This is a genomic window from Flavobacterium soyae (genome assembly GCF_021245985.1).
Classification (GTDB): Bacteria; Bacteroidota; Bacteroidia; order Flavobacteriales; family Flavobacteriaceae; genus Flavobacterium; species Flavobacterium soyae.
This window is the reverse complement of sequence record NZ_JAJQXA010000005.1, coordinates 225550-241549: the sequence shown is the minus strand read 5'-3', so window position 1 is coordinate 241549 and position 16000 is coordinate 225550. Positions and strand designations below refer to the sequence as shown.

Below are 16000 nucleotides of genomic sequence, written 5' to 3'. Positions count from 1 at the left end.
TATTAATTACAACTCTTATTTTATTTCGTTTATTAACTGTTTTGCTTTTGCGGGCTGCATGGAAACAAAATAATTAAAAGCCTGATCCAGTTTATTCTGAGCATCAGCATTGCCTTTCTTTTCTACTCGCAGGTTGTACATTTTGCTTATATCCGGAAATACCGAATCGGTATTTTTTACTCCTGCAAATGCTTTTACTTTTTCGATGTACGTGTAACCAAATTCAACTGTTGGTTCAAACATGGTTCCTTCTCCAAAGTCGTTCCACGTAATTAACTGCAGGTAGTTTAAATTGGCATTTTTAGCCATAGAAAGTGTTTCGTCCAGCGTTACGCCATTATTGTGTTCAATTGTCCATCCTATTGCTGCTCCGCCTCCGCCTTCGGCATAAAAATCTTTAAAACCAGGATAAGCACTTCCAATTGCTACAGAAAGTTTTGGTTTTGTATTGGTATAAAAATTTGTTAGATATGTACTGTTTTTATAAACCCAAGCATATTCTCCAGATGCATTTGCTCCGGCTTCTACAGATTGATCCCAAAGGGTTAAAAAAGTCGGTTTTGTCGTTATACTATTGAAAACGTTTGTCCATTCGGCAGGCGTTTGCAATACAATTGGCCCAAAATTTAACAACAATGGTTTTCCGTTTACTTTGATGTAGTTTGCATCATCAAAATAATTTTTCTCCATATAAGCTAAATCTGTTTTTGCTGCACTGGTTACAGAAATTGCTTTTCCGGCATTGACAACATTTGTCGTAACTCTGTCTTCATAAACAATGGCATATTCCAAGCCCACTTTATCCAGCATGGCAATAAGCTGTTCTGTGTTTTCTTTTACCATTCTGTAATCGTTGACATCGTAAGTTCCGTACCAGTCGATCAAAACACCATCAATTCCTGAATATTTCATCAATAATAAATGATTTTCAATCACATTTTTATCTCCCGAATGATATGGACCAATAAGAGGATAATAATAAGAAGCAATTTCCCTGCGGTTGTTTGCACCTATAGTATTCGGATTTTTGTTTGCCATTGTCCAGTGATATCCCCATTTTTTATCGGCACTGCTTTCATTGGTTTCAAACCAGGGCATATAGTGTACATAAATTTTGGTGCTGTTTGTTTTTTCAACTGCAACGGGTTTAAGTACTTCTGGTTTTACTGGTTCATTGGGACTTTTGTCATCGCTGCTGCATCCGGAAACGATTACAATGTTCAGTATCCCAAAAAACAATAATGTGATATATCTTTTCATATTGATTTAATTTTTATTTTTTGCCACAGATTAAAAGGATTAAAATGATTTTTTTTATTGTATTTTATTTGCTCACTATCTGTGATTGAATTATTTCACGCAGATTTAAATAGATTTAAGCAGATTGTGCAGATTTTTTATACATTAAAATCAGATCTGCTTTAATCTGCAAAATCTGTGTGAAACATTTTTTTTATCTTTTTAATCATTTAATCTGCGACAATTTTCTTTCTTATAAACATTTGCCCACACTATTGTGAATAAATTATTTCACGCAGATTTTAATAGATTTAGGCAGATTGTGCAGATTTTTTATACATTAAAATCAGATCTGCTTTAATCTGCATAATCTGCGTGAAACATTTTTTTTTAAATCTTTTTAATCCTTTTAATCTGTGGCAAAAATTATTCTTATAAATATGTCAGCCTTCCACGACTAACCAACATGGAAGACTGACATTTTTGAACCTAATTCAAAGGATACCCAGGATTTTGTTTCAGGTTTTTATTTGTTGTTAAAACGGTACTTGGAATAGGGAAAATTGCTTTGTAAGCTTCTGTTGTTCCTTTTTCCCACCATGGCAGGAAGAAAGTTCCAAAACGAATGTTATCTGTTCTTCTTCTTCCTTCAAAAGTAAATTCCTTAAGCAATTCTTTATCTATAAAGTTAAGATCAATTGTTGCCGGCATTTCTTCTCCTGCACGTGCTGTAACTTGTTGTACAAATGGTTTTGCTAAATCTGCAGATCCTAAACGAACGTAACATTCTGCCTGCATCATTAAAATTTCGGCATAACGAATTACAACTAAATCGTGATCACGTTCCCAGGTTTCTCCGGCTTTCATTTCGTATTTTCCTAAACGAACTCCTTCATTTTCTTTTGCATCAGCAACACTTGTAACTTCTTCTGTATACGTTAATGGTTCTCCATTATCCATTGTAATTACAGTTCCTGTTGCTAAGTTGATCTGATCTCCGGCAACCATACATTTTTTTCTTTTGTCTGTATCGGCAAATTCAGAATAAACTCCCGGCTGTGCGCACATTCCGTTTGCACTCCAAGGATAATCTCCAACTGGAGAAATTGTCAATTTATGAAGGTAATGGCAAGACATTGAACTCATGTAATTTCCAACTGTTCCTGCTTTTGAATCGTAAGGGATTGCGAAAATAATTTCAGGAGATTTCTCATTTTGAGTTGCAAAATTGGCAAAGAAATCAGGAGCTAATGTGTAACCCGAAATTTTTTGACACATGTCGATACAATCCTGCCAGCGCTCTGTTCCTATAAAAGCTTTTGAGTTTAAATATAATCTTGCTAAAAGAGCATAAGCCACATTTTTTGTCATTTTTGAATACACTACATTTCCAGTTAAATGCGGAATTGCGTCTGTTAATTCTTTTTCAACAAAATCATAAACTTGTTTTCTTGTTGAATTTGTTGGAAGTGCTGTATCTGCAAAGTCTACAACGATTGGCACATTTCCGAATAAGTCTAAAAGATTGTAATAGTAATACGCTCTTAACGCTTTTAATTCTGCATAAATTGGTGCTTTTGCATTAGCTGTCAATGACGATTTATCGATTTGATAAATGATGGAGTTGATTTTTGCAATTCCGGTATAGTTGTAACGCCAGGCCGAAAGAATCATACGGTTGTCTGCTTTCCAGGTATGTCTTTTTGCATCCTGATATTGTCCGCCATCGTACCAGTTTGTTCCTCTGGTAGGAATTACAGCTTCATCAGAAACCGTTTCGTTCAAAAAGAATACGTATTCGCAGGTTGGATAATTGTTTGAAATTCCATCTGCAAAACCTCTTAACGAAGAATACGCCCCGCCCACTAATGCATCAATTTCTTTTGGAGTATTTCCAAAATTTCCATCTTCTACTCTATCATATAATTGCTCATCCAGATCGGTACATGATGATATCGTAAAAAGCATGCTTACTAATATTGCTGCTGTTATTTTGATTTTCATTTTTTATATTTTTGAGTTAATCGCTTAGTTATTCAGCGTGAAATTTAATCCAACAGAGATTGTAGTCGGTCTTGGATAATTGTTGTACTTATCGATACCAGGCGCTGCTAATCCTGTTTGGTCAACACCATCCTGTGCATTTAAACCAATCTCCGGATCTACTCCTTTGTATTTTGTAAATACTGCAAGATTTTCTCCCATGATGTACATTCTCAATTTTGAATTTTTGAAGCCTAATGGCATTGTGTATCCAACAGAAAGAGTTTGTAATCTAAAGAAAGACGCATCTTCGATCCAGTAATCTGAATATTTAGGAGAAGAAGTGATTCCGCTTCCTAAGAAATCATCCGGCACATTGTAAGATGGTAATCTTGTTGGATCGTTCAGCATCATGTTTGTAGCATTCAACGCTTTTTGTCCAAACATTCCGTAACCTGTAATTCCAAGATCAAAATTTCCGTAAGTAAAATTCATTCCAATACCCATAGTCAAATCTGGCTGAATATTTCCTAAATCTGTTTTATCAGCATCAACTAAAGCACTTTCTGCCACAACATTTCCTCCTGCATTGTAGTACTGAATTTTTCCATTTTCATCAAGACCAGCATTTCTGAATCCCCAAAAAGTTCCCACTGGATATCCTTCTGCAATAACCTGAGAATATTGACCAGACATACCTGCTAAACCGTGTAATGAACCGCTGTAGATTACATCAGTTTTGTAAGTTGGGTTTGATAATTTTTCGATTTTTTGAACGTTGTGTCCAAGTGTTAAATTAGCATTCCATGTAAATTTATCTCCTCTTACAATATCAGCATTCAAAGTAAGTTCAACTCCTTTGTTTGACATTTCTCCCACGTTTGCAAGCATTGTTCCTACTAAATATGGTGGCTGAGGAACTTCATAAGTATACAATAAATCGTCTGTGTTTTTTTGGTACCATTCAAATGAACCTGTGATTCTGTCAAAAAGACCAAAATCAATACCCACGTTGATTTGTCTTGTAGATTCCCATTTTAAATCAGGATTTGGGTTTTGTTTTGGAGAATAAGCTAAACTCCAGGTTCCTGTAACCGGATCGTAGTAACTATCGTTTCCAACTCCTAAAATTGAAAGTGATTTGTATTCACCAATTCCGTCCTGGTTACCTGTAACTCCGTAACCAACTCTTAATTTCAAAGATCCTAACCAGTCTTTTGTACCGCTCATAAAATCTTCGTTAGAAATTTTCCATGCTGCAGATGCAGATGGGAAAGTTCCCCATTTATTGTTTTCTCCAAAACGGCTTGAACCATCACGTCTTACAGTTGCAGTAAGCAGATATTTTCCGTCATAATTGTAGTTTGCACGAGCGTAGAAAGAAACTAAATTTGATTTTCCTTTATAAGAATAAACATCTCCTAAACGATAGTTGTAACCTGCTCCTAAATTATTATAACCAAAAGCATCACTCACAAATCCGCTTCTTTGTGCTCCAAAACCTTGGTAAATATTTTCTAAATAAGAATAACCTGCCAATGCACTAACGCTGTGTTTTCCAAATACTTTAGAATAATTTACATAAAGTTCGCCTTGTGCGTTTGTATATTCTGCGTATGTTCTTTGCGCATATCCAGCCTCAGTTCTACCTTCCATAATAGCGTAAGTTGGTTTGTAAGTTCCACCTGCTACTGCATTATGTTCTAACGAAATATTAGCAACTGCCTGAAAATCGTTTAAGAATTTAACCTCAGTTTTAAAGTATCCTAAAAGTCTGTGTCTTTCGTTATCAACCGTTCTGTTAGTTAAAATCTCAACAGGGTTTTCGTAGATATTTCCTCCTACAGATGTAAAGTTTCCATTAGCATCATAAACCGGAATTGTTGGGTTTAAGTTGTAAGCACGTTCAAAAATTCTGTAATCAATAGGATGCCATTTGTCGATATTAGCAAATAAACCCATATCAAATTTTACATCTTTATTGTCTCCAAGATATTGGTAAGCACTAACGTTTCCGCTGATTCTTTCTAAACCAGATTTTTTAATAACGCCTTCGTTGTTTAAGTAAGCTATTGAAGCTCTAAAACCACTGTCAACTTTTCCAGAATTAATACTTAAAGTATGAGATTGTGAAATAGCTGTTTGTTCGATTGCTTTTTGCCAGTTTGTATTTCCGCCGTAATCAACAGCATCCATATTTCCGGTTTGACGAACATAACCTCTCCATTGGTTTGCCGATAAAAGGTCTAAATTATCAGCAGCATAACCTACACTTGATAAACCGCTGTATACTACAGAAACTCCTTTTGTTCCAGATTTTGTTGTAATAATGATAACTCCGTTTGCTCCTCTTGAACCATAAATAGCTGTTGCCGAAGCATCTTTAAGAACATCAATCGATTTAATATCTGCCGGCTGAACCACGTTGATATCGACACCAGCAATTCCGTCAACTACAATAAGCGGACTGTTGCTTGCTGTTAATGAAGTTCCTCCACGTAAACGAAGTGTTGCACCCGCAGCAGGATCTCCCGAAGGACGAATGATATTTAAACCGGCAACTTTTCCCTGCAAAACCTGTTCTGTCGAAGAAATTGTTCCTTTTACTAAATTATCTGCCGTTACCGTTGAAATAGCTCCGGTTAAATCAGATTTCTTTTGTGTTCCGTATCCTACAGAAACTACCTGAACCTCTGCCAATTGATAACCGTCATTTTGTAAACGAACTTCTAATTTTGAAGAAGCGGCTGTTATCTGCACTTTTTGAGTAGTTGACCCGATGAAAGAAACTTCGATTGAACCTCCTACGGCTACCTCTAAGCTAAATTTTCCGTCAAAATCTGTTGTTGTAGCATTTCTTGTTCCAGACTCTATTATCGATGCTCCCGGTAAAACAGTGCCTGTATTGTCATAAACGGTACCCGTTACCAGCTTTTTTCCCTGAGCAAACATTCCTGCCGAAAGAAAAAGCATGAAAATCATGAATACCAGCGATTTAGTAGTCCACATTTGATGCAGGACTATTCTTTTATTTTTACTATTCATATGTAGTTATTTATTGTTTTTCTATCAGTCATATGTAATTCGCATATCCATTATTTGTTCAACGACTAATTTTAGGATTATGCTCATTTCATTAGAATGATGTTTTAATTTGATAGTGAATTATTTGTCTAAGGTTTTAAGCGGAATCGTCGTATCTGAAATTGTTTTGTCTTTGTTGTCTTTAACTAAAACATGAATTTCACTTAAAACAGGAGAATCCTTAAGTTCTGTAACCAAATTGACAAATCCTTTTATCTCTGCAGTTCCTCCGCTAAACTCACCAGAAATTGTTTTTGCACCAGCCGTAATCGTGTAAAGTAATTTGTTTACTCCCGGCTCGTTGTTTTTTCTGTAGATACCTAAGAAATCTTTCTGGCTGATTTGTAAAGGAAAAAATCCAAATATTGGTGCCGGCGGCGGCTCATAAGCTCCTGCATATAAAACCTGATCCGGAATTGTTCCTGCCCAGTCGTCTTTTACCATAAGGAAAACTAAATTTTCCATCACGTAACCGTCAGGTGCATTGTAGTATGTTTTTGGAACAAGATCCATTTTGTAGAATCCGTTTCCTAAATCTTTTAGTTTGGTTTTTGCTGCAATGTCCGGTAACCATGATTGGTATTCTTGTTTAATATCCCAGTTGTTCAATCCGCTGTGAATGTGAACGCTTGTTGCGCCCGCAAATCCCGGAGCTAAATTGGCATTAAATAAAATACTTACGCCTTTATCAATTGTTGGTTTTGTTGGATAAGCTCTGATCAGCTCATTCGCCGTGTAAAAAGAAGAGAAATCAGTATATGGCATATTCGCCACGTCGCTTTGTTTAGATCCAGTTTTGTCTTTTAAACGAAACCAAAATCCTGCACTTGCTGCAATTTCAGCCGGGGTTTTAGAAAAATATACTGTTGGAGTTAAAGTAAAACTCCACACTTTATTTCCTTCATAGTGCAATTTTGCGAAATCAGATGAATTCTCCCAATTTCCCGCATCTGGTTCAGATGGTGACCAAATCCAGATGTATAAATCCTGATTTTCTGCAAACGTAGTTCCGGCAAGGTCAAAGTACCATGTAACTTGCTCATCATATTTGTAAACAACCGGAAATGATGACATAGGTCCCACAGCTCCCGCGTTTTCTTGTGCCTTTGTAAATGTTGGAGCCATCAAAAGGGCAAGTAAAATTGTATATAGAAATTTTTTCATATTACTTTTAATTAATAGCATTTAATTTAAATACATAAGTCACAAACGGAGTTCCTCCTGAAGAATGCACTAACTGAAATTCCATTTCGTCATTGTTTCCAGGAACTGATGTTACTCTAAGTTCATCTGTTTTTTGAGTTTTAGCAGCGTCGCTGTACAAGTAGATTTTTACTGCGCTTGCATTGGTCTGCTGGAAATCTGAGCTTAATTCCCAATAGCCTTTTGGAGCAAATAAAGGAGGAACATTGCCCGTCACTTCATAACTTGTAGGTTTGTTTTTTTCGTCTACGCTAAAATTGATTTTAAAATCTTCGTAGTTAAAAAAAGTACTCAAGTTTTCCTCGCTTGGTTCGATCTTATTTGCCTTAGCAAATTCGTCAACCATTTTTAGATTTGTTAATCCCCAATTTCCGTTTACTTTTTCATAAATCGTAATCGGATCTACATAGCTTCCGTCTTCTGTATTGTCGCAGCTAATTGCAAAAAAACACATAAACAGAGCTAACCAGTAATAACTTTTACTTCTCATAAATTTTGGTTTTTGTTAGTTTTTGATCCCTTTAAAAAGGACAGTACGAAGCTAGATGTTAAATAAATTTTAAAAAAAACATCTGTGAAAAATCAAGATATAATTCAATCTCTTTTTATATTAAACAATTGAATTACAACACATTAAAAACAAACCTGAAACATAAAAATCAAGGTCTTGTTTAGATATAAACCACCTGTAGAATAATGGTAAATATGACAATATGAAAATTTTATACGAATATTTTTCAACTATACACACATATAACTGCTTTTTATTGTATAATTGCAAATTACTAGAGTACTTTTAACATTTTAATACCTTTTAAAGACTCACACTAAGGTATTTCGAAAAAAAATCTGAAGAAGCAGCTCTCCAATTTCCAAAACTGTTAGTCATCAGTATTTAATTAATTTTGCTTTAAACGAATTCACTCAACCATAAATTATCTTACCCTAAAACCACAACCAAACCATGCAAAAAATATTTGTACTGTATTTTTTCATTGCGGGTTTTTCTCTAACTGCGAAAGAGACAAATCCAATTCTTGAAGAATTAGATAATGTACTGCTGAAAAAAGAAGTTTACTTAAAACAGAAATATCGTAAAATTGAAGCTTTAAAAAAGAATGTTTCAAAATTTACTGTCAGCCAAAATAACGAGCAATTATACAATACCTATATGTCATTGTTTGAAGAATATAAATCATTCAAATATGACTCAGCTTATTATTATTTAGAAGAAGCTAAAATTAAAGCCATAGTTTTAAAAGATCCTAAATATTTGGCTAAAAGCCGAATTAAAGAAGGTTTTGTACTGCTTTCTTCGGGACTTTTTAAAGAAGCTATTGATACGCTGAATGTTATTGACGATCAAAAACTCGATCAAAAAAACAAATTCGAATATTACAATATAAAAGCGCGTGCCTATTATGATTTAGCCGATTATAACCGCGATCAGCGTTTTAATATTCATTATGTACAGCAGGGAAATCATTTTCTTAAAAAGGCTTTAGAATTAATTGGAACGAATTCTAATGAATATTGGGCCGCCGAAAGTTTAAAACGTTTAAAACAACAAGACTGGCGCGGTGCCGAATTTGCTTTCAGCTACTGGATTAATAACTATGATTTACCGCCTGATTATTACGGAATTGCAACTTCTAGTCTCGGCTATATTTATTCGGAAAGAGGCTATACTAAAAAAGCAATTTATTATCTCGCACTCGCTGCTATTGCCGATGTTAAAAATGCGACAAAAGAAACTGTCGCGCTCAGAAATCTGGCCAACGAACTCTTTAAAATGGGTTATCTGGACAAAGCCAACGAGTATATTAATATTGCCATGGATGACGCCACTTTTTACAACGCCAGACATCGCAAAATTGAAATCTCGTCGATATTACCTATTATTGAAAAAGCGCAGTTAAACAATGTAAAAGACAAAAATGATAAACTGGAAAAGATTATTATTCTTTTGACGATCCTGACGCTGATTATTATTTTGTTCTCTATTATTATTTTCAAACAATTAAAAGAGAAAAATAAGGCAAGAAAAATAATGGCTTCATCTTACGCTCAGCTTCAGGAAATGAACATAAGACTGAGCGAGGCAAATGCAATTAAAGAGGAATACATTACTTATTTTATTAAGGCAACTTCGGCTTTTATTAATAAGATTGATCATATCCAGAAAAGTACGCTTCATAAAATCATTACCAAGAAAACAGATGAAGTTATTGCCAGCTTAAAACGCTATAATGTAAAGGAAGAAAGAGAAAATCTTTTCCATCAGTTTGATGAAATCTTCTTAAAATTATTCCCAACTTTCGTGACTGATTTTAATCATTTATTTCCGAACGATCATAAATGTATTGTGAAGAAAGGCGAGCTTTTAAACACGGAACTCCGCATTTTTGCTTTATACCGATTAGGAATACAAGACAGCAGTCAAATGGCTGAATTTCTGGAACTTTCTGTAGCTACCATTTATACGTATAAAACCAGAATTAAAAGTAAATCAGACTTTAAAGATACTTTTGAAGAGAAAATAATGGCCATTAAAACGATTTAATTTTTAGCCACAGATTTCACAGATTAACACAGATTAAAAAATCATTTAAATCCTTTTAATCTGTGGCAAAAAAATGCAGCATTCCTGCAAGGTTTTCAAAACCTTGTAGGTTTCTATATCGATTCCTAAACTTGATAAATTATACCTACAAGGTTTTGGAAATCTTGCAGGAAATAAAACCGCCACGACCCGAGCGATAGCGAATTGGTGAAGCAATTCACTAATTTGTATTTAAATAATTCGTGGATTCGTGGCGGTTTTTCTTTTATTTTACTCTGCAGATTCTAGCTGCAAAATCATATTTTGATAATATTTACTAAGCGAGAATAATTGCTCTGCAAAAATCATAATGACCAGCGGAACGAAGAAAAATATGGTTAGATCTCTTTCGTATAAAAAATACGTCGTTATTATAAAAATACGGGTATATTCTAGATAATAAATCCATTTTCGCTGTTCTAAAATAGCGCCGCAGTTTATTAAAGTGATAATTATAATCGACAATACAAAAATTTTATCATACGCCTCTAAATGATCAAAATAATACGTAAAAACGGTTAGCAGTAAAGTACAGATTCCTAATTGAATATAAAGGTAATTTCTAAAACGAAGTCTTTGGTGCGGATTGCTTTTATCTTGTAGAAAACGCTTTTCCAAAGTAGGACGAATATCCTGATCCATATGCGCAGGGCTGCCGAATACGGCTTTCCATCTTGCTTTAAATCCTTTTGAGCGACGCCACAATTCGTATATTTCAAAATAATAATGAAAATGCTGCCAAAGGAAACTATAACTTTTTAGCGGATGTGTTAATCCGTATTTTGGTTTTTCTTCTTCTTCCTGGAAAGTTCCAAAAAGGCGATCCCAAAACGTAAACATATCGCCGTAATTTTTATCAAGGTATTTTTCGTCAGATGCGTGATGAACACCATGAACAGAAGGTGTTACAAAAATATATTCGAGCCATTTTATTTTTCCTACGAGCTGTGTGTGCGTAAAAAAAGAATATGCTCCGTGAACAATAAGCATGGTAATTACCATTGTGGGATGAAACCCAACAAAAGGAAGGATACACCAAAATCCTGTTCTGATAATGGCCTGAAAAGTGGTAATTCTGGCGGCGGCCGTAAAATTAAATTCTTCACTATGATGATGTACAATGTGTGCTGCCCAGAAAAAATTGACTTCATGTCCTAATCTGTGATACCAATACCAGACAAAATCTGTGGCAAGAATTAAGGCAATCCAGACTAAAAAATTACTCGGAACATCAAAAATCCGATAATCATCATAAATCAAATAGTACAATTGGTAAAAGCTTGCGGCAACAAACAAATTAATCAATCGCTCTGCAATTCCAATACTAATATTAGAAACAGAACTTTCATAATTAAAAATTTCAGGTCTCTTTTTTCGTTGTGCCAGCTTATATTCCAGAAATAAAAACAGAAAGAAAGCGGGCATTGCAAATGCAAGAAAATTAATGTTTTTCATTTTTAAAAATTACTTTTTATCGATTTTAAGAAACTAAACAACAATTAATTAAACTAAAAAAGATATTTTCATCAAACAATATCTGATACAAATATATTGATATTAATCGATGAAAATAGTCTTAAATTTCTCTTATAAAAAATCTAGTTTTGTTTGTATTTATCGGCTTCCAGAGCTATTTCTTTAACAAATTGCGTGTCTGCCACTTTTTTCAAAGCGATAATATAAGCTGCAATTCGCGGCGTTACACTATGTTTGGCAGCAACTCTAAATACAGTTTCAAAACCTTTTTCTAATATATCTTCTAAACGTTTATTAATTTGATGTATTCTCCAGAATTCTAACAATGAATTTTGAAGCCACTCAAAATAAGAAACCGTTACACCTCCGGCATTTGCTAAAATATCCGGAACTACTAAAACATTATTCTCGTGTAAAATTTTATCAGCATCTGAAGATACCGGGCCATTTGCAGCTTCAATAATTATTTTGGCACGAATATCTTTGGCATTCTTTTGTGTAATAACATCTTCTTTTGCAGCCGGAATCAAAACATCAACATCTAAAAGCAATAAATCTTCGTGTTTGATCGCAACTGAATTTGGATAACCTTTAATAGTTTTATTATTCAGATTGTAATACAAAATCAACTCTGGAATATTAATTCCTTCAGGATTGAAAAACGCTTCAGAAACATCGCTTACGGCAACAATCTTAACTCCTTTTTCATATAAAAACAAAGCCGAATGCAAACCGACATTTCCAAATCCCTGAATGGCAGCAGTAGATCTTGCCGGTCTTATTTTTAATTTTTCAAGTGCAAGCAAAGTAATAATGCTTACTCCTCTTCCGGTTGCTTCTACTCTTCCTAATGATCCTCCAGAATGTAAATGTTTTCCCGTTACAACAGCATGAATTGTTTTGCCGTGAACTAATGAAAATTCATCCATTAACCAGCCCATTTCGTCTGGACCTGTTCCCATATCCGGCGCAGGAACATCTTTTTCGGGCCCAAAAATATCAGCTAACGCTTTTGTATAAGCTCTTGTAATCCTTTCTAATTCTGTTTTAGAAAGTGTTCTCGGATCGCAGATAATTCCACCTTTTGCTCCTCCAAACGGAATTCCCGTTACGGCAGATTTCCACGTCATCCAGGCTGCCAATGCTTTTACTTCATCAAGATTAACAGCATTATCATAACGAATTCCGCCTTTTGACGGGCCTAAAGCTGTATTGTGAATTACGCGGTATCCTTCAAAGTTTTGCTCGGTTCCATTATCTAATGTTATAGAAAAATTAACCACAATTTGTTTTTCCGGACGCTGCAGCTTCAATCTTATAGATTCATCTAATTTAAGAATATCGGCTGCTATATTAAACCTGTCAATCATAGATTGAAAGGGGTTCTGTTTTATAATTTCTGCACTCATAGTGTTTATTTTTATTTTTTTGGTTTATCGATTTGGACTTAATAAAATGTTTCTCTGAATAAAATCAGCAGCTGCACATGCAACAAGGAATTTTCATCTGGCAGCAATGCATCATACTATTTATGTTTCTATTCGATCTCATTTTATTTTTATTTAATAGTTCCTAAAAAAAGCCTTTCATGGTGCATGAAAGGCTAAAAAAAAATAACTAACAAGTACTTTCTCTATTAACGCCGTTTCATCGCATTGTTTGACATGCAGCACATCGTCAAGCTGCACACAAACGGGATGATATTTAGACTATAGTTTTTCATTGTCATTGCAAATCTATAAAATATTATTTATAAATTCTATAGAATTAGTAGAATTTATTTAAAAAAAACACAAACTTAATATTAAACCCCTTGTAAATTAATAATTTAAGAAATTAAAAAAAGTACTAAAATTGTGATTTTACGATAAAAACAATGGCGATTAAGGCCAAAACAAGCCCCAAAATATTGATTTTAGATAGTTTTTCTTTGAAGAAAAGCATTCCAACAAGACTTCCTAAAACAATTACGCCCATATTCATTCCTGCAAAAACTGTTGATGGATTTTCGGCGAAAGCTTTATGAGCTTTTAGATAAAATAATATATTTCCGAAGTTGAAGATCCCGACTAAACCTCCAAAAAGAATGTTCTTGTAATTCAGTTTTACCTTTTTTATAGCAGCATCATAAACCACAACAAGCAAAGAAACGGCCAATGCAATATCAAAAACTATAAACAATGAAGTAGTATAAGGCAAAGCTGTAAAAAGTGCGATTTGTTTAAAAAGTATATCGATAATCCCGAAACCTATAAATACAGCTGCCGGATAAATCCATTTGTTTTGATCGTTTCCTGATTGCTTTTTTAAGATGAATAACAACGCAATAAATCCTATTATCAACCCAATAACTTTATACGAATTGAATTCTTCTTTAAAAATCAGCCAGGCTGCAATTATCGGAATAAAGAGCGATAAACGCTGTGCAGCATCTGTTTTTGCAATTCCCATATGTTTTATGGAAGTGAATAAAAACAGAAAAACAATAGGCAGTAAAATACCAACTGCTGCATAAATATTCCAAGGCGCATCAGTATGAACTACATTTAAATCCGGGCTGAAAGTAAAATAGCAAAGGGATATTGCCGTTACATAATTGAAAGCTATAATTTGAATTGGATTTGCATTGTATTTACGGGTTATTTTGAAGATAACACCAACCGTTACACTGCATAAAATACTTAAAACAAGAAACAACATGGGATTAAATTTTAAGTACAAAAATAGGTTTTAAAATATCTGATTTAATATAAATCTTAGTCAAAGTTTAAAACTTTGACTAAGATCATTAAACATAAGAAACCCGACAGATTTATCCCGAGGCTTCGGGATAAATCTGTCGGGTTTAAAAGTTATAATTATCAATTGATAATTTACAATTTACTAATATAGCTTCCGTACATATCTTTAAACTGATGTCCTTGTGCAAAACGATCTTTGCTTAATTTTTTGTATTCAACTAAAGCCCATAAAATAAACTCTTTTACAAAATATCCATCTTTTTGATCTAATTGCGGCTGGTATTTTTTTAATAAAATATCTAAAGGAGTGACTTCGTCTAATGTTGCCTGATATTCAGCATCTGAAGCATCATCTAATAATTCAAAACCACTTTCTGCAAAAAACCATTCGATCAAATCAGAATAAGGTGTTTTTTCTCCCGGTTTTTCTAATTTTTCAATCTTCGGAAAAAATGCCGGAAATAAAGTCCTGATTGCTGAACCAATTAAATACTGCGCAACAACTGCTGCTCCCTCCTGCTCTCCTTCATAAACCAGTTCTACTTTTCCTGTAATTGCCGGGATGATTCCCATAAAATCAGACAAACGAAGATTTGTTTTATCAACCCCTGCTTTTAAAGCACGGCGTTCTGCAGTACTTATTAAATTTTCAAAAGCTGTAATACTCATTCTGGCACTTACACCACTTTTATTATCGATATATTCGCTTTCGCGGGCTTCAAAACTAATTTGCTCTAAAATATCTTTGGCCAAATTTGGAACATAAACGATATCGCTTTGGTCTTCATCCAGTTTTGCTTCCTGTTGTGTAATTGTTCTTGCAATTTCAACCGTTTCAGGATAATGCGTTAAAATCTGAGAACCAATCCTATCTTTAAGAGGCGTTACAATACTTCCTCTGTTGGTATAATCTTCCGGATTTGCGGTAAAAATAAACTGCATATCAAGAGGCATTCTCAATTTAAATCCGCGAATTTGAATATCGCCTTCCTGCAGGATATTAAACAATGCAACCTGAATTCTGGCTTGTAAATCTGGTAATTCGTTAATGACAAAAATACTTCTGTTTGCTCTCGGAATCATTCCGAAATGAATTACCCGGTCATCTGCATAAGATAATTTTAAATTTGCTGCTTTAATTGGGTCGACATCGCCAATTAAATCGGCTACAGTAACATCTGGTGTTGCTAATTTCTCGAAGAAACGTTCGTTTCTGTGTAACCAGGAAATTGGGGTTTCATCTACTTTTTCTTCGATTAAATCTTTTGCAAATCGTGAAATTGGATTCAAAGGATCGTCATTGATTTCTGAACCCGTTACAAATGGAATATATTCATCTAACAATTCAATCATTTTACGCGCTAAACGCGTTTTTGCCTGTCCGCGAAGTCCTAACAAATTGATATTGTGACGAGAAAGAATCGCGCGTTCCAATTCTGGAATTACGGTATTTTCGAATCCGTGAACGCCTTCAAAAACCGGTTTTCCTGATTTTATTTTTTCACGAAGGTTATTTCGCAATTCGTCCTTTATACTTATGCTTTTATATCCTGCAGCTTTTAACTGCCCTAATGTTTTTATATTGTTAATTTCCATTTTATGAAATATCTTATTTTGTTTATTGTTTTTTTTAACGGCAAATATTGTGTTGCTACTTTGGGTTAGACGCACT

General features: G+C 34.3%; 10 protein-coding genes. 1 reads left to right on the top strand and 9 read right to left on the bottom strand.

Annotation, left to right across the window (positions count from 1 at the left end):
* Positions 1–15: 15 nt before the first annotated feature.
* From LUU93_RS08700 to LUU93_RS08680, 5 genes are all read right to left on the bottom strand, one after another.
* Entirely contained in the window at positions 16–1260 is a 1245-nt protein-coding gene (locus LUU93_RS08700; protein ID WP_232680396.1) for a glycoside hydrolase family 99 protein, read from the bottom strand.
* A gap of 468 nt (positions 1261–1728) precedes the next feature.
* Positions 1729–3243: a RagB/SusD family nutrient uptake outer membrane protein gene (locus LUU93_RS08695; protein ID WP_232680394.1), complete on the bottom strand. Its 1515-nt coding sequence runs from the start codon at positions 3241–3243 to the stop codon at positions 1729–1731.
* A gap of 24 nt (positions 3244–3267) precedes the next feature.
* A complete protein-coding gene (locus LUU93_RS08690) occupies positions 3268–6267 on the bottom strand; it encodes a SusC/RagA family TonB-linked outer membrane protein (protein ID WP_232680392.1) in 3000 nt (999 codons plus the stop codon).
* Positions 6268–6387: 120 nt separating this feature from the next.
* Positions 6388–7470 (bottom strand): antibiotic biosynthesis monooxygenase family protein, encoded by a 1083-nt coding sequence (locus LUU93_RS08685; protein ID WP_232680390.1) that lies wholly within the window; start codon positions 7468–7470, stop codon positions 6388–6390.
* A 7-nt stretch (positions 7471–7477) separates the two neighbouring features.
* Positions 7478–7999, bottom strand: a complete 522-nt coding sequence (locus LUU93_RS08680; protein ID WP_232680388.1) for a DUF5004 domain-containing protein — start codon at positions 7997–7999, stop codon at positions 7478–7480.
* 474 nt (positions 8000–8473) lie between these two features.
* Here LUU93_RS08680 and susR point away from each other — a divergent pair, with 474 nt between their 5' ends.
* Complete coding sequence (susR, locus tag LUU93_RS08675) at positions 8474–10072, top strand: SusR family glycan utilization regulator (RefSeq protein ID WP_232680386.1); 1599 nt, start codon at positions 8474–8476, stop codon at positions 10070–10072.
* A gap of 270 nt (positions 10073–10342) precedes the next feature.
* On the opposite strand, the gene LUU93_RS08670 is transcribed toward susR, so the two are convergent.
* From LUU93_RS08670 to LUU93_RS08655, 4 genes are all read right to left on the bottom strand, one after another.
* Complete coding sequence (locus LUU93_RS08670) at positions 10343–11566, bottom strand: sterol desaturase family protein (RefSeq protein ID WP_232680384.1); 1224 nt, start codon at positions 11564–11566, stop codon at positions 10343–10345.
* Positions 11567–11709: 143 nt separating this feature from the next.
* Entirely contained in the window at positions 11710–12996 is a 1287-nt protein-coding gene (locus LUU93_RS08665) for a Glu/Leu/Phe/Val family dehydrogenase (protein WP_232680379.1), read from the bottom strand.
* Between the two features lie 439 nt (positions 12997–13435).
* On the bottom strand, positions 13436–14287 hold the full coding sequence (locus tag LUU93_RS08660; protein WP_232680377.1) for an EamA family transporter: 852 nt from the start codon (positions 14285–14287) through the stop codon (positions 13436–13438).
* 173 nt (positions 14288–14460) lie between these two features.
* Positions 14461–15924, bottom strand: a complete 1464-nt coding sequence (locus LUU93_RS08655) for an AAA family ATPase (RefSeq protein ID WP_232680375.1) — start codon at positions 15922–15924, stop codon at positions 14461–14463.
* Between the last annotated feature and the right edge of the window lie 76 nt (positions 15925–16000).